The following is a 21,746-nucleotide window of genomic DNA, read 5'->3' as shown; positions in this document are numbered from 1 at the left end:
ATGAGCGGGCGCATCCCGATCGTTGCTGCGGTCAGGCGGGGCTGGCGGGCGGCGGCCGCACGGCTCTGTCTGTGCGTGCTGGTCTTGGCCCTTGCCGGGCTCGGACCGGCGAGGGCTGCCGATCAGGGCCAGCCCAAGCGCGTGCTGCTGCTGCATTCCTTCGGACGGGAATTTCGTCCGTGGAGCGAGTTCGCGCGGGCCATCAAGGCCGATCTCGAGCGGCAGGCGCCGTGGCCGCTGGACATTCAGGAGCACACGCTTCTGACGGCGCGGTTCAACAATCCAGGTCCTGAAGAGCCCTTCGTCGATTATCTGCGCTCGCTCTACGAGAGTTGTCCGCCGGATATCGTCGTCAGCGTCGGGGCGCCTGCGGCAAGATTCGCCCAGAAGTACCGCAAGCAGCTTTTCCCCGCCACACCGATGGTCCTGACTGCGGTCGAACAGCGCCTGGTCGATCGCACGGGACTGACCGACAACGACACGGTTATCTCGATCCACAATGACTTTCAGGCAATTTTTGCCGGCATCCTTCATGTCCTGCCCGCCACGCAGACGATCGCCGTCGTGCTGGGGGCCTCTCCCGTTGAGAAGTTCTGGCTTGAGGAGATCAAGAAGGATGCGAAGCCGTTCGAAAACAGAGTGTCGTTTGATTGGTATTCGGGGCTTTCGTTCCGGGACATCCTCAAGCGCGCCTCATCGCTTGCGCCGCACACGGTCTTGTTCTGGGGCCTGATGTCGGTCGACGGGGCAGGCGTCACGCATGAAGGCGACATCGCCTTGCGCCAATTGCGAGCTGTCGCCAATGCGCCCATCTTTTCCTATCAGGATGCCTTCTTCGATGGCCAGACCGTCGGTGGCCCCATGCATTCAACGGCCGCAACCAGCCGGAAGACGGTCGACGTTGCTATCCGTATCCTCGGTGGCGAGAAGCCGGGCAACATCAAGATCGAAACGCTCCAATTTGCGCCACCTCGATATGACTGGCGTGAGATGCAGCGCTGGGGCATCAGCGAAAGCAGTCTACCTCCTGGCAGTGAGGTCCTGTTTCGCGAGCCGAGCGTTTGGGAGATCTATCGCTGGCAGATGGCGCTGATCGCAGCGGTGATCCTGGTGCAGGCCGGCCTGATCAGCGGCCTGCTTCATGAGCGCTGGCGTCGCCGCGTCGCTGAGGTCGAGTCGCGTCAGCGCCTGGCGGAGCTCGCGCACGTCAACCGCTACGCGGCGGCCGGCGAGCTGACGACGTCGATCGCGCATGAATTGAACCAGCCGCTTGGCTCTATCCTCACCAACGCCGAGACGGCCGAGCTTATGCTGAAAGGGGCTTCCCCCAATCTCGACGAGATCAGGGAGATCCTTGCCGACATCAGGCGCGACGATCAGCGGGCCAGCGAAGTGATCCGCAGGCTGCGCAGCGTGTTGAAGAAGACACCGTTCGAGATCGCCGATATCGATCTGAACGAAACCGTCGGCGAGGCGATCGGATTTCTGACCGCCGTGACCGACCGGCACAAGATCGCCCTGAAGTTCACGCCCGTCGCTAGCGCGCTGCGCGTCAGGGGCGATCCGGTCCAGCTTCAGCAGGTCATTCTCAACCTGATCATCAATGCGATCGACGCGATCTCCGAGGCGGAGGCGAAGATGCGGGAGGTGACCGTCACGACGGCGCTGTCCGGCTCCTTCGCAGAAATCAGGATCGGCGACAGCGGACCCGGCATAGCCGCCGGCGATCTCAAGAACGTCTTCGATCCCTTCTTCACCACCAAGCCGCAAGGCATGGGCATGGGTCTCGCCATCGCCAAGACCATCATCGAGGCCCATCGCGGACAGATCATCGCGGAGAACAGGCTGTCGGGTGGTGCGCTGCTTACGATTAAACTGCCGCTCACGCGCTAGATCGGTCGCAGAACCTTCGCGCCGCAACAATCGGGCATCCGCTTTCTTTGATCTTCGTCAAAGAACGCATTCGTCCCGGCCCGATGCTCCCTGCCGAAATGCCAAGGGAGGGCGTGCAATGTTTCGCTGCGGCAAGACCCTGATCGCGCTTGCGCTGATGATGGCGATGCCCGTCGCCGCATCGGCGCAGACCCCGGCCGCCCCGAGCACGTCGGCGCCGCCAGCAAGTCAGGCGCCGCCAGCAAGTCAGGCACAGCCGGCCGCGGAGCTGTTGAAGCCAGAGCAGCTCGAGGCGCTGGTCGCGCCGATCGCGCTCTATCCGGACGAGCTGCTCGCCAACGTGCTGGCGGCATCGACATATCCGCTGGAGGTCGTGCAGGCCGATCGCTGGCTGAAGGAGCGCAAGAACGTCAAGGGCGACGCGCTGAAGGCAGAGGTCGAGAAGCAATCCTGGGACGACAGCGTCAAGGCGCTCGCCAGCACGGCCGATGTCCTGACCATGATGAGCGACAAGCTCGAATGGACCAAGAACCTCGGCGACGCCTTTCTCGCGCAGCAGCCTGACGTGATGGATGCGATCCAGCGCCTGCGCAACAAGGCCTATGACAACAAGATGTTGGTCACGACCAAGCAGCAAAAGGTCAGCGTCCAGACCCAGGAAAACAAGCAGGTGATCGTCATCGAGCCGGCCGAGGCCGGTACGATGTACGTGCCCTATTACGAGCCGGCGACCGTCTACGGCGCGTGGCCTTACGCCGAATATCCGCCGTACTACTTTGGATATCCTTCGTATATCGGCGCAGGCGTGGTGGCGGCGGGTCTCGCTTTCGGTACCGCCTGGGCGATCGGACGCTGGGGCAACTACTGGGGCGGCGGCTGCAACTGGGGCAACCGCAACGTCTACGTCAATCACCGGACCACCAACATCGCAAACGGTTGGCAGCACAATCCGGCGCATCGCCAGGGCGTGCGCTACAATAACGTGAACGTGCAGCAGCGCTTCAGCAACACCAACATCAAGGCCGGCGCGGCCGACCGGATGGATTTCCGCGGCCGCGATGGCCAGCAGGTACTGAAGCCCGGACAGGATCGGCCAGGCGCCGGAGATCGTGCAGGAGATCGTGCGGGCGATCGTGCGGGCGATCGTGCAGGGGACCGCGCAGGCGATCGAGCGGGAGATCGCAGCGGCGATCGCGCAGGTGATCGTGGTGGAGATCGCGCGGGCGCCGGCGATCGCGCCAAGGGCGGCGCGGACCGTGCCAAAGGTGGCGGCGATCGCGCTGGCGCGAAGGGCGGTGGCGACCGCGCCAAGGCCGCCAACCGCGGCGGCGCCAGCGCGGGCAATCGCGCCGCAAATGTCAACCGCGGCGGTGGCGGCAATCGCGGTGGCGCCATGAACGTCTCGTCCGGGCGCGCGGCTGCCGCAGCATCGGCACGCGGGCGCTCGAGCATGGCGAGCATGCCCCGTGGCGGCGGCGGTGGCTTCGCCGGGCGCGGCGGTGGTGGCGGAATGGCGATGCGCGGCGGTGGAGGAGGCGGATTTGGTGGAGGCGGGCGCGGTGGCGGCGGCGGCCGACGTTCGGACATCGCGCTGAAGCACGACATCGTGCTGCTCGGTCATCTCGCCAATGGCCTCGGCTACTACCGCTTCAGCTATCTCGGCAGCCATAAGGCCTATGTCGGCGTCATGGCGCAGGAGGTCGAGAGCGTGATGCCGGACGCGGTGACCCGCGGCAACGACGGGTACTTGCGCGTCTACTACGAAAAGCTCGGTCTGAAATTCCGCACGTACAGCGATTGGCTCGCCGGCGGCGCAAAAATCCCTGCGGAGGTGACGCCATGATCGGTCTGAATGCGCTTCAACGCGCGGCCTTGCCGGCCGTCATGACGCTCGCATTGTTCAGCTTGCCATCGCAAGCGCAGCAAGCGTATCCGACTCCGGAGGATGCAGCCGCAGCGCTCGCCGCGGCTGTGAAGAGCGGACCGAGTGATATCCTGAAAGTGCTCGGCAGGAACGCCGACGACATCGTCTCCTCCGGTGACGAGGTTGCCGACGCCGACATTCGTCAACGCTTCACGTCGATGTACGACGCCAAGCATGCGATCAAGGCGGAGGGCAACAAGAAGGCCACGCTGATGCTCGGCCCGGACGATTTTCCGTTCCCGATTCCTTTGGTCAACTCCAAGACGGGCTGGGAATTCGACGTGGATCAGGGGCGGATCGAGGTGCTCTATCGCCGCATCGGCCGCAACGAGCTCGATGCGATCCAGGCCGCGCTCGCCTATGTCGATGCCCAGAACGACTACGCCGAGAAAGACCGCGGCGAAGGCGTCGGCGTCTATGCGCAACGCATCGTCTCGACGCCCGGCAAGAAGGATGGGCTGTTCTGGCGCGACGATAGTGACCCAAGCCCGCTCGGCGAATTTGTGGCGGAAGCCTCGCGCGAGGGCTACAAGGTGGACGGGCAGGGCGCGCCCTATCACGGCTACTATTTCAGGATCCTCAAGGGGCAGGGTCCCAACGCCGCCGGCGGCAGCCTCGACTATGTCGTCAAAGGCAAGATGATCGGCGGCTATGCGCTCGTCGCCTATCCCGCCGAGTACGGCAATTCCGGCGTCATGACCTTCGTGGTCAATCACGGCGGGACCGTCTACCAGAAGGATCTCGGTCCGCGCACCGAAAGCATTGCCAGCCGCATGATCTTGTTCAATCCGGACCAGACCTGGAAGAAAGTGGATGCCGCAAAACAATGAGAGGATAACGCGGCGCTCCTTCCTGTGTTGTCTGGCGGCAACGATATTGCTCGCCTTCGTCATGCCGGCGACGCCGTCCTTTGCACAGGCAGCCGGCCACGTCCGCGTCAAGATCGTGAAAGCGGGCCTCTTGATCGGCGGCGGCACCGGCCGCGGCGTGCTGACCTGGCGGGGCCGCAACTATCCGTTCAGCGTGTCCGGTCTCAGCCTTGGAATCACGGCCGGAGCCACGATCAGCCGCCTGGATGGCTGGGCCTCCGGCATCCGTGAGGTCAAGGATTTCACCGGCACCTACAGCTCGGTCGGCGGCGGCTTCGCACTGGTCGGCGGCGTCAACGGCGTCCATTTGCGCAACGAGAAGGGCGTGACGATCGTGCTGCAAGGTCCGAAGGCAGGGATGGAAGTCGCCGCCAACCTCAGCGCGATCACGATCTCCATGAAATGAGCCGGGCCTGAATACGCCCCATCCGGATTCCATTGAGCATCGGAAGCAGGCGTTCAAATTGAACGCCTGAAGGAACGTCTGACGCGCATTCGCCGCCCGGACCGCGCGTCGGCTGCGAATAACATGATGTTAGGTTTATCGCATAACTGGGTAATTGTGTTAGCCCGCCGAAAGCCTATTGTTGCAGCGAACCAGACACGTCCCGGCAGTCGATAAACGCAAGCGGAAAGCCCGCCGCGCGATCGGACAGTGCTGCCCAACATATCCATGAAGCCCGCTCACGGGACGCCAGCAAACAGGTCGGAGGAAACTTGCACATGACCACGGCTCGAGCGATCCACGACATGGGTCAGTCCAAGAAGGCTGCTGCGAGCGGCTGGATTGGATCGGCGCTTGAATATTATGACTTCTTTATCTACGCGACGGCAGCGTCGCTGATCTTCCCGCAGATCTTTTTTCCGTCGGACAATCCGACCGTTGCCATCGTCGCATCCCTCGCAACGTACGGTGTCGGATATGTGGCCCGCCCGATCGGTGCCTTCGTTCTCGGGCACTGGGGCGATACCCATGGCCGCAAAACGGTTCTCATCGTCTGCATGTTCCTGATGGGCATCTCGACGATGGCCGTCGGCATCCTGCCGACATACCAGCAGGTCGGCATCTGGGCGCCGATCCTGCTCGTCACCTTACGTCTCGTGCAGGGTTTTGCCGTTGCCGGCGAGATCTCCGGCGCAAGCTCGATGATCCTTGAGCATGCGCCATTCGGGCGGCGCGGATTCTATGCGAGCTTCACGCTCCAGGGCGTGCAGGCCGGACAGATCCTTGCGGCGGCGGTCTTTCTGCCGCTCGCGGCCTACATGCCCACCGAGGCCTTCAACAGCTGGGGTTGGCGGATACCCTTCCTGCTCAGCTTCTTCGTCATCGTCGCCGGCTACATCATTCGCCGCGAGGTCGACGAGACACCTGCCTTTGCCAGGGAGGATGAGCGTGGTGAAACCCCGCGGGCTCCGATCATTCAGGCCATCAAGCTGAATTGGAAGGACATGCTCAGGGTCATCTGCATGGCGCTGATGAATGTCATTCCGGTCGTCACGACGATTTTCGGCGCGGCCTATGCGGTCCAGTCAGCCTACGGAATCGGTTTTGCGAAGGACGTCTACCTCTGGATTCCGGTCCTTGGAAACATGCTGGCGGTGTTCGTCATTCCCTTCGTCGGCAATCTGTCCGACAAGATCGGCCGCAAGCCTCCGATCATCGTCGGCGCGCTCTGCTCCGGCCTGCTCGCATTCGGCTACCTCTACGCAATCAGCATCAGGAACGTGCCATTGGCGATCCTGTTGTCGCTGTTGATGTGGGGTGTGGTCTATCAGGGCTACAACGCGATCTTCCCGAGCTTCTATCCCGAGCTGTTTCCGACGCGCACCCGGGTTTCGGCGATGGCGATCTCGCAAAACATAGGCACGACCATCACCGCGCTGCTTCCCGCTTTGTTTGCGACCGTGGCGCCTCCCGGCTCGGCCAACATCCCGGTCACGGTGGGCGCGATCGCCTTTGGCATCACGGTGATTGCCGCCCTCGCAGCGGTGACTGCCAGGGAGACATACCGGATCGGCCTTGACGATCTCGGCAAGCCGGATGCCGTTCCGATGCCAAGGGCGGACTATGAGCGCAGGCGCGCGGAGACCGCGAACGGGGCCGCGGCCGTTCCGACCTGACGGCCAGGGAAGAGAGGTCACGCGATGATGATGCAAACATCTCGCATATCGCCGTCCTCCCGCATATGAGAGAAACGACTGCCGCTGCGGCCAGACAGGCCAGCAGCGGCAGGCTTCACGGAAGTCCCGTGACGCACGATGTCGAATTTCACCGGCGTGCGCCGGACGGCATATCGCCTGCCAAGGAGTTGAGAGATGAATCCCGTTGTTGTTGCTGTCGCAATCACCGGTTCCGTTCCGCGCAAGAAGGACAACCCGGCAGTGCCGATCGTGCCGTCCGAGCAGATCGAGTCGACGCATGCGGCCTTCGAGGCCGGCGCGACGCTGGCGCATATTCACGTTCGCAACGACGACGAAACGCCGTCCTCCGATCCGCAGCGCTTTGCAGAGGTGCAGGAGGGCATCAGGAAGCATTGTCCGGGGATGATCGTTCAGTTCTCGACCGGAGGGCGCGGCCGCGATCCGTCGGCGCGCGGGTCGGCGCTCTATCTGAAGCCGGACATGGCGTCTCTCTCGACCGGATCGGTGAACTTTCCGACCATCGTCTACGAGAACAGCGCCGCTCTGGTCGAGCATCTCGCCACCGGTATGAAGGCAGGCGGGATCCGCCCCGAAATCGAGATCTTCGATCTCTCGCACCTCCATGGCGCGCGCCGCCTGATCGAGGCGGGACTGATCGACGAGCATCCCCACGTGCAGTTCGTCATGGGTGTCAAGAACGCGATGCCGGCGGACGAGCACGTGCTCGACATCCTTCTGGCGGAACTCAAGCGGCTGATGCCGAAATCGACGTGGACCGCGGCAGGGATCGGCCGTCATCAAGCCGAGGTCATGGGCTGGGCGCTGTCGCGGGGCGCCGACGCGGTTCGCACCGGGCTCGAGGACAACATCAGGATCGACAAGAACCGTCTGGCGAAGAGCAACGCGGAGCTCGTGACTTTCGCTTGTGAGGCGGTTGTTCGCCACGGCCGACGCGTCGCTACACCGGCGGAGGCAAGATCGGCGCTGCGGATCGCGAGGTAAGTCACACGATCAACCGTCCCCGTCGCGCCGCAATCCCGATCGCGACCTCTGCGCCGGCGTTGAACTCCAGCCGATCGGCTTCGATGCCGTCGCTGAAGATAACGCCGTTTTCCGGCATCAGCGAGCGGATGCGCAATTGTTCGGAGGAGGCGAGGCGGCCGCAGACGAGACCCACTTGCGAGTTGCGGCTGGGGAAGGGCTCGCGTACGGCAAAGCGCAGCTCCGGCGCGTCCCAGGGCACGGCGTCGTAAGCCACGGGTTCTGAAGGCTGGCTGAACTGCCCTGCGATCGCGAGCGAGCCGGTGACAACGCTCTTGAACCAGGCGGTCGAGCCGAGCCCCGTCGAGACGATCAGCCCGCTCGAGGATTGCCGCTCCTTCGTCTCGCCGGTCGCAATCTCGTAGATCGCGGAGGTGTGCGTGCGGGCACCGATGAAGAGGTCGTTCACGGCATGGAGCACCTGGCCATCGGAGAGCCGCGCCTCTGCCATCGTCACCGCCTGGCTGTCGCGCTTGTCGGCAGCGACCTCGGGCAGGAGCTTTGCGAGGTCGCGCGGCGCAAAGGGCAGGAGGATGCCGTCGTAGCGCGCCGGGTCCGGGTTGAGCCCGATCAGCGGATGACCATCGAGATATTTCATGGTGTTGGCGACGACGCCGTCCTGGCCGAGCGCGACCACGATGTCGGAGGGCGTAAAGATGAAGTTCGGCAAAAAGCTGCGCTCGATCACCTGGTAGCGGCCCCATTGCTCCAGCACCTGCAAAGCGAGGTGCTGCTGCGCGCGATAGGCCTCGTGCTCGCGCTCATAGTCGGAGAAGTCGGCGCCGAGATGCTCGACATAGAAGCGCGCCTGCGCTGCGGTCAGGTAACGCGCGACCAGGTCCTCCAGCCTGGTCTTGCGCGTCACCAGCACGATCTTGCGGTCATTGCCGGCGGGCATTGGCGGCCTCCGCCATCCTGGGCTTTTCCATCAACTGGCTAAGCAGGTCCGGCGAGACGTTGAGCTGGCCGATCTTCTCCGCCTTCTCGGCAATGCCGGTGAAGGCCTGCGCGATGAGCTGGCCCGGCTGCATGCCAGCAGAGGCGAGCGCCTGGATCACGCGGGTGTCGACGCCCTCGAAAATCTTCATCAGCGCACCGACGCGATAGGCTTCGGCATCGGCCAGCGTGCGGGTGTTTTCGGCGTTAAGCCCGACGAAGTCCTTGCGCTTGCCTTCGAGAGCGATGTCCGCGACCATGCCGGACTGGCGCAGCTCGTTCTTCTTGGCGGCGACGCTGGCTTCCGCGTCCATCTGCGTCTCGCGGATCGAGCGCTTCTTCTGCTCGACCGCGATCTCGGTGTCGAGCTCGCTCTCGCGGATGGCGCGCTCCTGCTCGACCGCAAAATTGCGGCGGGCGAAGATCGCTTCGTCGGCGTTCTTCAGGATCGCTTCGCGCGCTTCGGCCTCCAGTGCCTTGGCGGTGTCCGGCGTCGGCTTGATGCCGCGGATGGAGACGCCGAGGATTTCGAGGCCGAGGGAGGCGATGTCGGCGCGGGCCCGCAAGCCACCTGCGATGATGTCGGCGATGCGGTCGGAGGCCTGAAGCGCCTCTCTCAGCGTCAGCTCCTTCACCGCCTGCTGGGCCAGCACCTCGACGGTGCCGAGGATGCGCTGCGGCAGCTTTTCCGGATCGTCCGTCTCATAGGTCTTGCCGTCGCTCTTCAGCGTGAAGTCGAGCATCGAAGCCGCCTTCTTCGGCTCGCTGACGCGATAGGTGACGTGGCCCTGGACGGTCAGGGTCTGAAAGTCGCGCGCGATCTGCTGGAAGATGAAGGAGGCGTCGCGGCTGCCGATGGGGACGGCGACGAGCGAGGTGGCCGGCGCGTAGTAGAACGCGGATAGTCCCGCCCCTTCGGCGACCACGGCGCCGGCACGGTACTTCATGAGATAGGTGGTGGGCTGGGCCTTGATGAACCTGACGCCGAACATGGTCCTCTCCTAATAAGTTGGTCTGAGCAACTAAGTAAGTTGCACTGTACAACTAAGTCGGTTACTGTCAAGCGACAAAAGAGGGGAGGTCGCAATGGCGCAGAAAGATCAAGCCCAAGGCACTGAGAGTTCGGGACAATTGGATTTCCCGCGGCCGCTGGCCACGGTCGACGTGGTGATCTTTGCGATCCGGAACGAGGGCCTGCACGTCCTCCTGGTGCAGCGGCCGGCCGGCGAAGGCGAGCCGTTCCCGCTCGCCTTCGCGCTGCCGGGCGGCTTCGTCGATGTCGCCAAAGACCGCGATCTCGAGGCCTGCGCGGTGCGCAAGCTGAAGGAGAAGACCGGCGTGACCAGCCCCTATCTCGAGCAGCTCGGAAGCTGGGGCAGTGCTGGACGCGACCCGCGCGGCTGGTCGGCGACGCACGCCTATTTCGCGCTGATGCCGGAGGAGGCGGGCCGGGCCGCGCTCGCACCTGACGCGCAATGGTTTCCAGTCGTCGCGGGCAAGATCAAGCCGAAGCTCGCCTTCGACCACGGCGAGATCCTCACTGCTGCAGTCGAGCGCCTGCGCAACAAGGTCGAATACACTTCGCTGCCGGCCTACCTGATGCCGGCGGAATTCACGCTGCCCGATCTCCAGCGGGTCTACGAGATCGTGCTCGACCGTCCCTTGGAAAAGAGCGCCTTCCGCACGCGGATTCTCTCAGCCGACATGATCGAGCCGATCGCCAAGATGCGGCGCGGCCCGAACCGGCCGGCGCAGCTCTATCGCCTGAAGAAGGGCAGGGAGCCGGTGTATTTCGTCCGCACGTTCAATCCGCCGGAGTGAGCGACCTTACACGAACTGGCTAGGTCTCGCCGGTTCCGGCGGATCGACGACAAACCCTTCGCAGACGATGAGGCCGTCGATCAGCCTGAACTCTAGCCTGTCGTAGCCCGGCATCGTCTCGCCGGGCTTCGGCGGCAGCAGGGCGATGCGACCTTGAATGCACAGCACGGACTGCCCGGCGCCATGCCACATCCTGCTTCCGGTCTCCTTCCAGCGCCGGCGAATAAGCGTCTCGCGATCACAGAGATCGTCGGATTTCGTGACGGCGGCTGGGGCGATATCGGCTTTGGCGGTGACCGCCTCGACTGGGGCCGTTTCGATGGTGTCGGCCTCGACGAGCTCGACCTCGACTACGTCGGCCTCGACAGCGATGGCTGCGAAAGTCTCCGCGGCATCGGGATCAACCGCACCGGTCTCGAAGGTTTCGATGAGAGGGGGAGCAGTCTCGACCGCCTCGGGGTCAATCGCATCGGGCTGAGCGGCCTCGCTCTCGGTCTTGATTTCAAAAGGCGCCGTCTCAATTGCGTCGACCTCGATCATATCCGTCTCGGCGCAAGCGAGCGGGAGAACATCGGTCTCGGCAACAACGGCCTCGGATGAATCCCTTGATGGCGCGACATGAGCCGCAACGTCGTCGGCGTCACGCGCGACGGTTTCGACTTTCTCGGCCTCAGCCGCGCCGGCCTCGGCGATTGCGACAAGAGGCGTCTGAGCAGACTCGATTTCAGCTGTCGCGGCCTCAACGGGGAGATCATCGCTTTCAACGGCCTCGATCTCACTCTGGGAGAGATCGTCGGACGCCATTGCAGGGGGGGCAAGATCGCATACGCTAGTCGTGACCGACTCATCTGCGTCGATCGCTGCGACGGCAGTCTCCGCGGTTGCGGTCTCAGCGACGTCAGTCGCAGGAGCCTCCATCTTCCCAGCCTCGGCGCTTGCGGCAAGGGGCGTCTGAGGAGACTCGATTTCAACTATCTCGGCCTCAACGGGGAGATCGTCGCTTTCAACGGTCTCGATCTCACTCTGGGAGAGATCGTCGGACGCCATTGCAGGGGAGACGACATCGCATACGCTTGTCGTGGCCGGCTCATCTGCATTGATCTCGGAAGCGCCAGCCTCCGCGGTTGCGCTCTCAGCGACATCAGTCGCGGGAGCCTCGATCTCCCGAGCTTCGACAGCGTCAGTCTCGGCGGGCTCGGCCGCAGCGGTCGCGGTTCCATCGGAAGCCGCCTGCACGGCGTCGGGTTCAACCGCTTCCGCCTCGACCGAGCCGGGCGCGCCATCGTCCTTCGTGACGTCCGCAGCCGGAGCCTGAAACTCGCTGACAACCGGTTCGTCGTTCTTTCGGCCGCGCAGCAGCGACTTGAACTTCGCGAATGCAAATTCAACCGCCGGGATCCGGCGCAGCGCTATCGCCAGTCTCGTGAGGACTGGGAGCTGTTTGGGAGCATACTCGGCGTGAGACATCAGTGATTCTCGAAACGAGCAAGAGTTGCCCGCGACGCGCGGGACTGTCAAATCGCGCGCTGATGGCCGTTGTCATCATGTCAATGCCATTGTGGCGGATAGGGTCATACCGCGTTCGCAGTGCAGCGCGGGTTGGAGATGGTGTATCCGGGAATGACCGGATCGGTCGGATCCGGCCCTGGGGCGGAATACGTCGCTTGAAATTCGATACGAAGCTGATTGGCGTCATGGCGGTGCTCGCCGTCACCCAACTCGTCGGATGGGGGACGATCGGGCTTCCCGCCATCGTCGGGCGCGATCTCGCGGCCGATCTCAATATGAGCCTTCCGGCGGTATTCGCGGGGACCTCGGTTCTGTACGTCGCGATGGGGCTGTGTGCGCCCTGGCTCGCAAAATCCTTCACGCGGCATGGCGCGCGCCGTGTGATGATGGTGGGCACGGTCGTGACCGCGCCGGGCTTTGTGCTCCTGTCCTTCGCGCACGAGCCGATCCTTTATTTCGTGGCCTGGATCGTCCTCGGTGTGGCCGGCAGCGCCACGCTCTCGACCGGTGCCTACATCATGCTGAACGAAGTGGCCGGCCCGCGCGCCAAGAACGCGATCGGCGCATTGATGTTGGTGACGGGCCTTTCCGGCAGCATCTTCTGGCCGACGACGTCGTTTCTGAGCAGCCTCGCCGGCTGGCGCGGGACGTGTCTGGTTTATGCGGCCATGATGATCGTCGTCTGCCTGCCGCTCCTGGCCTTCGGTGCACCGCGCCGGCGCAAGGCGAGTGAGGAAGTTGCCGCGAAGGCGCGGGACGTGCCGGCTTCTCCAGTTCCCAGGAGCACCTTCCATCTCGTCACGTCCGCGGTTGCGCTGAACGCCTTCGTGAACTTCGGCTTGAGTGCCGTCTTCATCGAGCTCCTGAAGGCCGAGGGGCTGTCGCCGGCGGAGGCCGTCGGCTTCGGCTCCATGCTGGGCGTAATCCAGGTCAGCGCGCGCGGCATCGATTTCCTCGGCGGCGGACGCTGGGACGGGATCACGACCGGTCTGGTTGCGGGCACGGCGCTGCCGCTTGCCATGCTGCTCCTGATGGCCGGCAATGGCGCATATTGGGTCGTTGCGCTCTTCATCCTGCTCTATGGCCTCGGCAGCGGCGCGATGGCGGTGGCGCGGGCGACGATCCCGCTCGTCTTCTACGACCAGACCGAATTCGCCAAGGCGATGTCGATGATCGCCCTGCCGGTCAATCTTGCCGCAGCCGTCTCCCCGCCGGTTCTCGCAGCCCTGCTGGTCCATTTCGGCAGCCGCGGCCTGCTCGGCCTGACCATGCTCTGCTCATGTGCAACGGTGTTGATCCTGGTGGCCCTTGGCCGCCGCCGGCCACGGGCTGCGACGGCTGCTGCGGCGTGACGTCGTAAGACGAAACTACGAGCGGCCGGCGGATGGTGGCATGCCGCCAGTGCAGGACTCCCGGGTCCAAAATGGTGTATCCGCAGGGAGCGCGGCCCGGCCCTGGCCGCCGCGCCAACATCAGTTCCCGGAGGAAAGCTTATGTCGGCCTTGCCGCTCTCAGGCATCAAGATCCTTGACCTCACGCGCGTACTCGCCGGGCCCTTGTCGGCCCAGATGCTCGGCGATCTCGGCGCTGAGGTGATCAAGATCGAGCGGCCCGGCACCGGCGACGACGCGCGCGCCTTCGGCCCGCCTTATCTCACCGACCCCGAAGGCAAGGCGAACAACAACAACTCGTTCTACCTCTGCGCCAACCGCAACAAGAAGTCGGTCACCGTCAACATCGCCAAGCCCGAAGGACAGGCGATCATCCGCGAGCTCGCCAAGAACGTCGACGTCTTCATGGAGAACTACAAGGTCGGCGATCTCAAGCGCTACGGACTCGATTACGAGACGATCAAGGCGATCAACCCCGGCATCGTCTACTGTTCGGTGACCGGTTTCGGCCAGACCGGCCCCTACGCGCCGCGCGCTGGCTATGATGCGATCCTGCAGGCGATGGGCGGCCTGATGAGCGTCACCGGCCATATCGACGGCGAGCCTGGCGAGGGCCCGATGAAGGTCGGCCCGTCGATCGTCGACTACATGACCGGCATGAACACCTCGATCGGGATTCTCTCGGCGCTCTACCATCGCGACACCAATGGCGGGGAAGGACAGCACATCGACGTCTGCCTGTTCGATACCGTCATCGCATCGTTGTCGCACTGGCTGCAGATCTACCTCGTCAACGGCAAGACACCGCCGCGCCGCGGCACCTGGGGCAATGGTGGCATGCCGGCCGGCGTGTTCCGCTGTACCGACGGCGAACTGATGCTGGTAGTCGGCAATGACGGTCAGTTCCAGCGTACCTGCGCCGTGCTTGGCGAGCCCGAACTCGCCAACGACAAGCGCTTCATCAGGAACAACGACCGCGTCGTGCACGGCAAGGAAATCATGGCGATCTTCGCTGGTCTGTTCCTGAAGAAGCCGGTGGCCTACTGGCTGGAAAAGCTGGAGGAGGCCGGCGTGCCGTCAGGTCCGATCAACAATTTCGAGCAGGTGTTCAGCGATCCGCACGTCCAGTCGCGCGGCATGCGGGTGAAGGTCAACCACAAGTTCGAGCCCGAATTGTCGCTGATCCGCAACGCGCTGACGTTCTCCGAGACGCCGGTGACGGACTATCGGGCGCCGCCGCTTTTAGGGGAGCACACGCAGGAAGTGCTCGGCGGACAACTCGGCTATGATGCGGAGCGGATCGAGGCGCTGAAGAAGCAGGGCGTGATCTAGGGCGACATCGGATGACTACCGGCAAGACCATCATTACCTGCGCGATCACCGGCAACCTCACGAAGCCCGAGCAGTCGCCTTATCTGCCGATTACGCCCGAGCAGATCGCGACCTCCGCGCTCGAAGCGGCCGAAGCCGGCGCAGCGATCGCTCATATCCACGTGCGTGATCCCGCAACGGGGCGACCGTCGATGTCGATCGATCTCTATCGCGAGGTCGTCGAGCGCATCCGCGCCCGCAACAGGAGCCTGGTCATCAATCTCACCACCGGGCCGGGCGGGCGCTTTGTTCCATCGCACGACGACCCTCGTGTCGCCGGTCCCGGCACCACACTGCTCCAGCCGGAGAAGCGCGTCGAGCATATCGAGTTGCTCAAGCCCGACATCTGCACGCTCGATCTCAATACCATGAACTCAGGCGGCGAGGTCGTGATCAACACGCCTCGCAACGTCCGCATCATGGCCGAGCGGATGAGAGCAGTGGGCGTGCTGCCGGAGATCGAGCTGTTCGATTCCGGCGACTGCCATCTCGCGCGCGACCTTCTGGCCGACGGCACACTGAAGGGGCCCGGCCTGTTCTCCCTCGTGCTCGGCGTGAAGTACGGCTTCTCCGCGACATCGGAGACGATGTTCTATGCACGCAGTCTTCTGCCGCCGGGTGCGATCTGGTCCGGCTTCGGCATCGGCCGCGCCGAATTCCCGATGGTCGCGCAGGCGTACTTGCTCGGCGGCCATGTCCGGGTCGGCATGGAGGACAATCTCTATTTGTCCAAGGGCGTGCTGGCGAAGACCAATGCCGAGCTGTGCGCGCATGCCGCGGGCATCCTGAAAAGCCTTGGCGCGAGCATTGCCACGGCCGACGACGCGCGCGCCATGCTCGGCCTCGCCTGACTCCCGCCGTCAGCCCCGCTGCTCCCGCCACAGGCATTTTGCCGACTCGCGGACATCCGAGGGGCGGCTGCCGAACTGGCGGCGGAAGACGCGGTTGAAATAGGAGACGTCGCCAAAACCGCTTTCATGGGCGATCTGCGCGATGTTGAGATGGCGGTACCTGCGGTCGACCAGCATGCGCTGGGCTTTTGCCAGACGCTCGGTCAGCACGAAGGCCGAGAACGACGAGCCGTCCTGCTCGAACAGTTTTTGTACATAGCGCGGCGAGATGCCGTGACGTGCGGCGATCGTTTCGGTCGCCAGTTCGCTGTCGCCAAGCGCGGCCAGAATGTCCGACTTGATCGCGGCCAGTCGTGCCGCGGTGCCGCCGCGCTCCCAGGCGAGTTCGGCGTAGTCGCCCTGGGCACCGAACGCGAGCGCGGCGAGGTCGATCAGGTGTGCCGACACACTGCGCGCGACGGCCGGATCGGTTGATGGATCGCCGTCGTCGAGGACGTCGACATAGCGGGTGAGGAGACGCAGCGCCTCGTTGTTGCTGGGGATCGATTGGCCGAATGCCCGCGAGAAATGCGGCGCGAGCCGTGCAATGGCCGGCAACGAGAACAAAAGGGTGATGAAGCTGCCCTCGGTCAGCATGGTGCTGGTCGAGGGATCGAGCGGCGCGATCACGCTGGCGCTGCCGACGCCGGAGATCAGCTCCTTGCCGAACTGGGTGGCGCTGGCGCGGCCCGAGCGCAGCACGCTGATGGCGACCAGGTCCTTGCCCTTTGTCGCGAGCTCCTTCGAGACCCGGTAATGCGCCGGCGAGCGCGAGCCGGCGGCGATGCTGACATTGGGCAAAAGGTTGAATGTCACGTCGGCGTGGAACGGCTCGTCCCCGATCGGCTCGATGTCGATATTGGCGATGCCGCGTCCATAGACCTCGCGCCACATCTGCAGCCGCTTGGCTTGCGGAAAATCATCCGTGGAGACGCGTGCGCGTCGAAACGGCTCTGTGTCCTGCATGTGCCCCCGCTGGAAACATCGGTACCGTAACTTTGACGCGGGATGCCGGCCGGAAGTTCGAAGCCTTCACGGATTTGGCCGCCTCAGATATCGGCTTTACCCGATTCGATGTCACCTTAAGGTGCTGAAATGCGGGGTCGGAACTCTCGGCGCGCTTCACCGGCGAGGTCGCGAGCGGCAGCCAGAGCTATGCCGGCACGGGAACATTCCGAGTGAACTGGTGAGCGACAGCGGGTCGGTGAGGGCCAGCGTTCCTTTGTCCACAGATGATCCGTAGTTGCCCCGGCTTTCGTCGCAATCCGGACTCGTATTCGATCCCTTTATCTGACGAACTGGTGTTCGGCAGGGAGGAAGCGAATGTCCTACACGATCGGTTATCAGGTGAAGAACCAGAAGGCAGTTCTGGCGACCGAGGCGGCGACGGCCAACCAGGCCGTGGCGATCGTCGTGGCGCTGCAAAAGTCGGCCGAGGAAATCAAGTTCATCCGCTCGCCGCAGGAAGGCGAGATGGGCATCGAGATGCTGCTGCTGCTGGCGAAGGAAGAGGCCGAGGAGATGCCGCAGCGGATGTAGCCGGCGGAACCCTCGCGGGCATACTTCGATCCTAAGCGAAACGTCGAAACCTTCGGATCGTCTAGGCTGCCTTCGTTATATTTACAGACGAGGGTGTCCGCCCATGAAACGCGAAGCGCTGCGCGTCGAACCCATCTCGACTTTTCTCGATCGCTGGAAGGCGCCGACCTCGCCGGTGACGCGCGCCGGCAACATGATCTTCGTCGCTGGCCTGCCGCCGTTCGATCCCGACACCGGCGAGATCGCATCCGCGCCGATCGAACGGCAGAGCGAGATCATCATGGAGCAGATGAAGCTCTGCCTGGAGACTGCCGGCGCCAGCCTCGACAACGTCATGAAGTGCAACGTCTATTGCACCTCGACCAAGCACTTCGCCGCTTTTAACGCGGTCTATGCGCGCTACTTCCCCAGCGATCCGCCGGCGCGGATCTTCGTCTGCACGCCCGAATGGTTTGGCCCGTTCGATGTCGAGATCGATTGCATCGCAATGATGTGAGGCGGCTCTAGCGCGCGGCGACCTTCGCCGGGGCCTTGCTTTCCGCCTTGCCGGCCGTCAGCCCCATCACCGCCATCCCGACCACGCGCTCGATGATGCCGTCGACGTCGTCGAGATCGCATCGGCCGTCCGACAGCTTGGTCAGCCGTTCGCTCTCGCGGATGGTGTGGTGCGCCATGGCGAGCGCGAAGTGCAGGCCCCAATAGATCTCCTCGTCGCTGCGGTCGGGCAGTGCGCGGCGCATCGCGGCGGCAAACTTGCGCAGATGGTCGATCTCGCGGTTCTTGATGCGGCGGATCGGCGGCACGGATTCAATCGAGGCGCGGATCATGAAGCGTGCCGCGGTGGAACGCTGGTTCGCCGGCCCCAGGCAGCCGTGCAGGGTAGGGCCGACGAGGGCGCGCAGGATTACGTCGACGGAGGCGCGACCGTCGCCTTGTTCTTCCGCCGTCTTGAGCTCCGCCAGGCGCTCGCGATTGAGGGCGATGCTCCGCGTCACGAACAATTCGGCGATCAACTCGTCCTTCGAGCCGAAATGGTAGTTCACGGCCGCAAGGTTCACGTTGGCCTCGGCGACGATGTCGCGCAGCGTCACGTCGCCAAAGCCGCGATCGGCGTAGAGCCGCTCGGCGGCGGCGAGAATGGCAGATCTGGTCTGATCGCTGGCCATGGGTGCCCTCAGGGGAGGGAGTTGCAATTCAAACAGTTGTATGAAACTATCGTTTGAAGGCCGGGAAAAGTCAATCCGCAATCGGGACCCGTTCGCAACAGCGACGCCGGGTTCCGAAAAGCGGCCCGCAAGCTCGTTGTCGCGGCTTGCAGGCCGCGCGAGGCGGGAGGACAGTCCGGCACAAAAGATCGTTCAAAGAGAGAGACGAGGAGCGTCCCATGGACTTCGACATGTCCCCCAAGCAGAAGGAATGGCTCGAACGCGTGCAGTCCTTCATGACCAAGCACGTGCGCCCCGCTGTTCCCGTCTACAATCAGCAGGACCACACGGGCGAGCGCTGGAAGGTCATCCCGGTTCTCGAAGAGCTGAAGAAGAAGGCCAAGGCCGAGGGCCTCTGGAACATGTTCCTGCCGCCGTCCAAGGAGCACGACGACGACGAATTCCACGGCGCGGGATTGACCAATCTCGAATACGCGCTGCTCTCGGAGCAGATGGGCCACATCTCCTGGGCCTCGGAAGTATTCAACTGCTCCGCGCCCGACACCGGCAACATGGAAGTCTTGTTCCGCTACGGGACCAAGGAACAGAAGCGCAAATGGCTGCGTCCACTGATGGACGGCGAGATCCGCTCCGCCTTCCTGATGACGGAGCCGGCGGTTGCCTCGTCCGATGCTACCAACATCGAGACCCGCATCGAGCGCGACGGCGATCATTACGTCATCAACGGCCGCAAATGGTGGTCGTCCGGTGTCGGCGACCCCCGCTGCAAGATCGCGATCCTGATGGGCAAGACCGATATCAACGCGGCCAAGCATCAGCAGCAGTCGCAGATCCTGGTGCCGCTCGACACGCCCGGCATCAAGATCGAGAAGATGCTGCCGGTGTTCGGCTTCGACGATGCGCCGCACGGCCACGCCCAGGTGCTCTTGGAGAATGTCCGCGTTCCCGCATCGAATCTCCTGCTCGGCGAAGGCCGTGGCTTCGAGATCGCGCAGGGACGCCTCGGTCCCGGCCGCATCCATCACTGCATGCGCACAATCGGCAAGGCCGAGGAGGCGCTGGAGAAGATGGTGAAGCGGCTGATGTCGCGAACCGCGTTCGGCAAGAAGATCATCGAGCACTCGGTGTGGGAGCAGCGTATCGGCGAAGCCCGCACCGATATCGAGATGAACCGCCTGCTGTGCCTGAAGGCCGCCGACATGATGGACAAGGTCGGCAACAAGACCGCGCAGCTCGAGATCGCCATGATCAAGGTCGCAGCTCCCAACATGGCGCTGAAGATCATCGACCAGGCGATCCAGGCCTTTGGCGGCGCCGGTGTCTCGGATGAAGCCGGTCTTGCCAAGGACTACGCGGGCATCCGAACGCTCCGTCTCGCCGACGGTCCGGACGAGGTGCACAATCGCGCCATTGCCAGACTTGAAATCCGGAAGTATGCAAACTCTCCCAAGCACTAAAAGGGAGAGCCCGGCGGCGCTCCCGAATAAGATCGAGAAGACTGTGAGGGAGCGTCATCGTGGCTGACGGCGTCAGGAAAGACGAGGAGTTCTCGGGCACCAAGCCCGTCGAGGAGCGGCATCGTTTCGACGAGCTGCGGCTCGAGAACTGGATGCGCGAGAACGTCGAAGGCTATCAGGGCCCGCTGGTCGTCCTGCAATTCAAGGGCGGCCAGTCCAACCCGACCTATCGGCTGGATACGCCCGGCCGTTCCTACGTGATGCGCCGAAAACCGTTCGGCAAATTGCTGCCGTCGGCGCATGCGGTCGATCGCGAATATCGCGTGATCGCAGCGCTCGGAAAGCAGGGCTTTCCGGTCGCGAAAGCCTATGCGCTCTGCCAGGACGACGGCATCATCGGCGCTGCCTTCTACATCATGTCGATGGAGGAGGGCCGGGTGTTCTGGGATCCGACGCTGCCGAGCCAGACGGGCGAGGCGCGCCGACAAATCTTCACCAGCAAGATCGAGACGCTGGCGAAGCTGCACATGTACGATCCCGCTGCGATCGGCCTTGGCGATTTCGGCAAGCCCGGCAATTATTTCGCGCGGCAGATCGATCGCTGGACCAAGCAGTATCGGGCATCCGAGACCCAGCACATTCCGGAGTTCGAGAAGGTCGCCGAATGGCTGCCGCGCACCGTGCCGGAGCAGGCGCGCGTCTCGATTGTTCACGGGGACTACCGGCTCGACAACATGATTTTCCACGCGACGGAACCGCGCGTGCAGGCCGTGCTGGATTGGGAGCTGTCGACGCTCGGCGATCCCATGGCCGACTTCACTTATCTGTTGATGCAGTGGATCATGCCGGGCCTGGAAGGCGCCGACATCAAGGCGCTCAACATTCCGAGCCTCGAAGAGGCGGCGCAGATCTATTGCAATGCGACCGGGATGAGCGTGCCCGATCTCAACTGGTACTTCTCCTACAATCTCTTCCGTCTCGCCGGCATCACGCAAGGAATCGCAGGCCGGATCCGTGACGGCACTGCCGCGAATGCAAAAGCGCTCGAATCCGCCAAGCGCACCGTGCCGCTGTCGAAGGCATCATGGGAATACGCGCAGAAGGCGGGTGCGGTGTAGGGAATGGGAAGGCGCGGACGAAGAAGCCGTGCCTTTCTTCTTGGTGCGAACTCGCGTGTCCCGGACGCGGTGCAGCACGAAGTGCTGCTCCGCAGAGCCGGGACCCAGTCACGTCACCAGGAAATTCAGCTCATCCGTGAGATCGCGCCAATCCGGATTGAGTTGCTCGACTAATTTGAGCTTCCAGGCGCGCCGCCAACGCTTCAGCGAATGTTCGCGCGACCGCGCTTCGAGCACTGAAGCAAAGGACTCGAAGTAAACCAGCAAAGTCACGTCATGCTGCCGTGTGAAGCCAGGTACGAGCTTGGCTTTGTGCTCGGTCATTCGGCGAACGAGATCGTTCGTAACTCCGACATAGAGGGTGCCGTTTCGCTTGCTTGCGAGGATGTAAACGAAGAAGGGCATTTCCATGCAGCCGATGCTCAAGACATGCGACCTAAGATTGCATATTCGGACGGCGCCGCCAATCCTTCTGGATATCGCCCTTCATCTTTGAGGCGAACCAATCGGGGGTGCAGAGCATGGACTCGAAGGACTCTTCGCCCATGCCATCCGCAGGTCCAATCATAGCCATGACCAAAATCCCGAACGGTCCATCCGGCATGAATTGATCGAGCGGATCCGCCTCCGGATTGTATAGCGATCTCAGTTGGGCTCGAACCTTCTCTGCGGGCGCAAT

At 63.5% G+C, this 21,746-nt stretch carries 21 protein-coding genes; 14 read left to right on the top strand and 7 right to left on the bottom strand.

Annotated elements, in window-relative coordinates; genetic code table 11:
- The 6 genes from NLN62_RS46375 (at window position 1) to NLN62_RS46350 (ending at window position 7,830) form a co-directional block, all read left to right on the top strand.
- Window positions 1-1,893 carry a sensor histidine kinase gene (locus NLN62_RS46375; protein WP_254113139.1) on the top strand — a complete coding sequence of 631 codons (1,893 nt, stop codon included), beginning with the start codon at window positions 1-3 and terminating at the stop codon, window positions 1,891-1,893.
- Between the two features lie 118 nt (window positions 1,894-2,011).
- Entirely contained in the window at window positions 2,012-3,736 is a 1,725-nt protein-coding gene (locus tag NLN62_RS46370; protein ID WP_254113138.1) for a DUF3300 domain-containing protein, read from the top strand.
- Entirely contained in the window at window positions 3,733-4,647 is a 915-nt protein-coding gene (locus NLN62_RS46365; RefSeq protein WP_027521001.1) for a DUF2950 domain-containing protein, read from the top strand. The genes NLN62_RS46370 and NLN62_RS46365 overlap by 4 nt, the downstream gene beginning before the upstream one ends.
- Window positions 4,631-5,092 (top strand): hypothetical protein, encoded by a 462-nt coding sequence (locus NLN62_RS46360; RefSeq protein ID WP_027521000.1) that lies wholly within the window; start codon window positions 4,631-4,633, stop codon window positions 5,090-5,092. The genes NLN62_RS46365 and NLN62_RS46360 overlap by 17 nt, the downstream gene beginning before the upstream one ends.
- Before the next feature lie 317 nt (window positions 5,093-5,409).
- Entirely contained in the window at window positions 5,410-6,807 is a 1,398-nt protein-coding gene (locus NLN62_RS46355; RefSeq protein WP_027520999.1) for an MFS transporter, read from the top strand.
- A gap of 195 nt (window positions 6,808-7,002) precedes the next feature.
- Window positions 7,003-7,830, top strand: coding sequence for a 3-keto-5-aminohexanoate cleavage protein (locus NLN62_RS46350; RefSeq protein WP_027520998.1), 828 nt, complete (start codon window positions 7,003-7,005; stop codon window positions 7,828-7,830).
- 1 nt (window position 7,831) lies between these two features.
- Here the strand turns inward: NLN62_RS46350 and NLN62_RS46345 are convergent, their stop codons facing one another.
- Together NLN62_RS46345 and NLN62_RS46340 are read right to left on the bottom strand one after the other, a co-directional pair.
- Window positions 7,832-8,767 (bottom strand): sugar kinase, encoded by a 936-nt coding sequence (locus NLN62_RS46345; protein ID WP_254113137.1) that lies wholly within the window; start codon window positions 8,765-8,767, stop codon window positions 7,832-7,834.
- Window positions 8,751-9,797, bottom strand: a complete 1,047-nt coding sequence (locus NLN62_RS46340) for an SPFH domain-containing protein (protein WP_027520996.1) — start codon at window positions 9,795-9,797, stop codon at window positions 8,751-8,753. Before NLN62_RS46340 ends, NLN62_RS46345 begins: the two co-directional genes overlap by 17 nt.
- A 94-nt stretch (window positions 9,798-9,891) precedes the next feature.
- On the opposite strand from NLN62_RS46340, the gene NLN62_RS46335 reads away from it, so the two are divergent.
- A complete protein-coding gene (locus NLN62_RS46335; protein ID WP_254113136.1) occupies window positions 9,892-10,626 on the top strand; it encodes an NUDIX domain-containing protein in 735 nt (244 codons plus the stop codon).
- A gap of 6 nt (window positions 10,627-10,632) precedes the next feature.
- Here NLN62_RS46335 and NLN62_RS46330 read toward each other — a convergent pair whose 3' ends face one another.
- Entirely contained in the window at window positions 10,633-11,862 is a 1,230-nt protein-coding gene (locus NLN62_RS46330; protein WP_254113135.1) for a hypothetical protein, read from the bottom strand.
- Between the two features lie 419 nt (window positions 11,863-12,281).
- Between NLN62_RS46330 and NLN62_RS46325 the strand changes: the two genes are divergently transcribed.
- The 3 genes from NLN62_RS46325 to NLN62_RS46315 all read left to right on the top strand — a co-directional run bounded on the left by NLN62_RS46325 (window position 12,282) and on the right by NLN62_RS46315 (window position 15,748).
- Window positions 12,282-13,487, top strand: coding sequence for an MFS transporter (locus NLN62_RS46325; protein ID WP_254113871.1), 1,206 nt, complete (start codon window positions 12,282-12,284; stop codon window positions 13,485-13,487).
- Window positions 13,488-13,628: 141 nt separating this feature from the next.
- Window positions 13,629-14,858: a CaiB/BaiF CoA-transferase family protein gene (locus tag NLN62_RS46320; protein WP_254113134.1), complete on the top strand. Its 1,230-nt coding sequence runs from the start codon at window positions 13,629-13,631 to the stop codon at window positions 14,856-14,858.
- A gap of 11 nt (window positions 14,859-14,869) precedes the next feature.
- Window positions 14,870-15,748, top strand: coding sequence for a 3-keto-5-aminohexanoate cleavage protein (locus NLN62_RS46315; protein ID WP_027520991.1), 879 nt, complete (start codon window positions 14,870-14,872; stop codon window positions 15,746-15,748).
- A gap of 9 nt (window positions 15,749-15,757) precedes the next feature.
- On the opposite strand, the gene NLN62_RS46310 is transcribed toward NLN62_RS46315, so the two are convergent.
- Window positions 15,758-16,753 carry an AraC family transcriptional regulator gene (locus tag NLN62_RS46310; protein ID WP_254113133.1) on the bottom strand — a complete coding sequence of 332 codons (996 nt, stop codon included), beginning with the start codon at window positions 16,751-16,753 and terminating at the stop codon, window positions 15,758-15,760.
- Window positions 16,754-17,110: 357 nt separating this feature from the next.
- Between NLN62_RS46310 and NLN62_RS46305 the strand changes: the two genes are divergently transcribed.
- The gene (locus NLN62_RS46305; protein ID WP_027520990.1) at window positions 17,111-17,326 is read left to right on the top strand and encodes a hypothetical protein; all 216 of its coding nucleotides are present in this window, start codon (window positions 17,111-17,113) and stop codon (window positions 17,324-17,326) included.
- Window positions 17,327-17,429: 103 nt separating this feature from the next.
- Window positions 17,430-17,822 carry a RidA family protein gene (locus NLN62_RS46300; protein WP_027520989.1) on the top strand — a complete coding sequence of 131 codons (393 nt, stop codon included), beginning with the start codon at window positions 17,430-17,432 and terminating at the stop codon, window positions 17,820-17,822.
- A 7-nt stretch (window positions 17,823-17,829) separates the two neighbouring features.
- Here NLN62_RS46300 and NLN62_RS46295 read toward each other — a convergent pair whose 3' ends face one another.
- Entirely contained in the window at window positions 17,830-18,492 is a 663-nt protein-coding gene (locus NLN62_RS46295; RefSeq protein WP_254113132.1) for a TetR/AcrR family transcriptional regulator, read from the bottom strand.
- A 218-nt stretch (window positions 18,493-18,710) separates the two neighbouring features.
- Between NLN62_RS46295 and NLN62_RS46290 the strand changes: the two genes are divergently transcribed.
- Window positions 18,711-19,949, top strand: a complete 1,239-nt coding sequence (locus NLN62_RS46290) for an acyl-CoA dehydrogenase family protein (RefSeq protein WP_027520987.1) — start codon at window positions 18,711-18,713, stop codon at window positions 19,947-19,949.
- A gap of 59 nt (window positions 19,950-20,008) precedes the next feature.
- Window positions 20,009-21,067 carry a phosphotransferase family protein gene (locus tag NLN62_RS46285; RefSeq protein WP_254113131.1) on the top strand — a complete coding sequence of 353 codons (1,059 nt, stop codon included), beginning with the start codon at window positions 20,009-20,011 and terminating at the stop codon, window positions 21,065-21,067.
- A gap of 108 nt (window positions 21,068-21,175) precedes the next feature.
- Here NLN62_RS46285 and NLN62_RS46280 read toward each other — a convergent pair whose 3' ends face one another.
- Window positions 21,176-21,478, bottom strand: coding sequence for a GIY-YIG nuclease family protein (locus NLN62_RS46280; protein WP_254113130.1), 303 nt, complete (start codon window positions 21,476-21,478; stop codon window positions 21,176-21,178).
- A 25-nt stretch (window positions 21,479-21,503) separates the two neighbouring features.
- The gene (locus NLN62_RS53770; protein WP_371933149.1) at window positions 21,504-21,716 is read right to left on the bottom strand and encodes an Imm8 family immunity protein; all 213 of its coding nucleotides are present in this window, start codon (window positions 21,714-21,716) and stop codon (window positions 21,504-21,506) included.
- Window positions 21,717-21,746 lie beyond the last annotated feature (30 nt).

The organism is Bradyrhizobium sp. CCGUVB23, assembly GCF_024199885.1.
Classification (GTDB): domain Bacteria; phylum Pseudomonadota; class Alphaproteobacteria; order Rhizobiales; family Xanthobacteraceae; genus Bradyrhizobium.
The sequence above is the reverse complement of the archived record's forward strand: the minus strand, read 5'-3'. Positions and strand labels throughout refer to the sequence as shown.

Coding starts and splice junctions, on each gene's coding strand:
- NLN62_RS46375 (WP_254113139.1), top strand. CDS start 1: ATGAGCGGGCGCATCCCGATCGTTGCTGCGGTCAGGCGGGGCTGGCGG.
- NLN62_RS46370 (WP_254113138.1), top strand. CDS start 2,012: ATGTTTCGCTGCGGCAAGACCCTGATCGCGCTTGCGCTGATGATGGCG.
- NLN62_RS46365 (WP_027521001.1), top strand. CDS start 3,733: ATGATCGGTCTGAATGCGCTTCAACGCGCGGCCTTGCCGGCCGTCATG.
- NLN62_RS46360 (WP_027521000.1), top strand. CDS start 4,631: ATGCCGCAAAACAATGAGAGGATAACGCGGCGCTCCTTCCTGTGTTGT.
- NLN62_RS46355 (WP_027520999.1), top strand. CDS start 5,410: ATGACCACGGCTCGAGCGATCCACGACATGGGTCAGTCCAAGAAGGCT.
- NLN62_RS46350 (WP_027520998.1), top strand. CDS start 7,003: ATGAATCCCGTTGTTGTTGCTGTCGCAATCACCGGTTCCGTTCCGCGC.
- NLN62_RS46345 (WP_254113137.1), bottom strand. CDS start 8,767: ATGCCCGCCGGCAATGACCGCAAGATCGTGCTGGTGACGCGCAAGACC.
- NLN62_RS46340 (WP_027520996.1), bottom strand. CDS start 9,797: ATGTTCGGCGTCAGGTTCATCAAGGCCCAGCCCACCACCTATCTCATG.
- NLN62_RS46335 (WP_254113136.1), top strand. CDS start 9,892: ATGGCGCAGAAAGATCAAGCCCAAGGCACTGAGAGTTCGGGACAATTG.
- NLN62_RS46320 (WP_254113134.1), top strand. CDS start 13,629: ATGTCGGCCTTGCCGCTCTCAGGCATCAAGATCCTTGACCTCACGCGC.
- NLN62_RS46315 (WP_027520991.1), top strand. CDS start 14,870: ATGACTACCGGCAAGACCATCATTACCTGCGCGATCACCGGCAACCTC.
- NLN62_RS46310 (WP_254113133.1), bottom strand. CDS start 16,753: ATGCAGGACACAGAGCCGTTTCGACGCGCACGCGTCTCCACGGATGAT.
- NLN62_RS46305 (WP_027520990.1), top strand. CDS start 17,111: ATGTCCTACACGATCGGTTATCAGGTGAAGAACCAGAAGGCAGTTCTG.
- NLN62_RS46300 (WP_027520989.1), top strand. CDS start 17,430: ATGAAACGCGAAGCGCTGCGCGTCGAACCCATCTCGACTTTTCTCGAT.
- NLN62_RS46295 (WP_254113132.1), bottom strand. CDS start 18,492: ATGGCCAGCGATCAGACCAGATCTGCCATTCTCGCCGCCGCCGAGCGG.
- NLN62_RS46290 (WP_027520987.1), top strand. CDS start 18,711: ATGGACTTCGACATGTCCCCCAAGCAGAAGGAATGGCTCGAACGCGTG.
- NLN62_RS46280 (WP_254113130.1), bottom strand. CDS start 21,478: ATGGAAATGCCCTTCTTCGTTTACATCCTCGCAAGCAAGCGAAACGGC.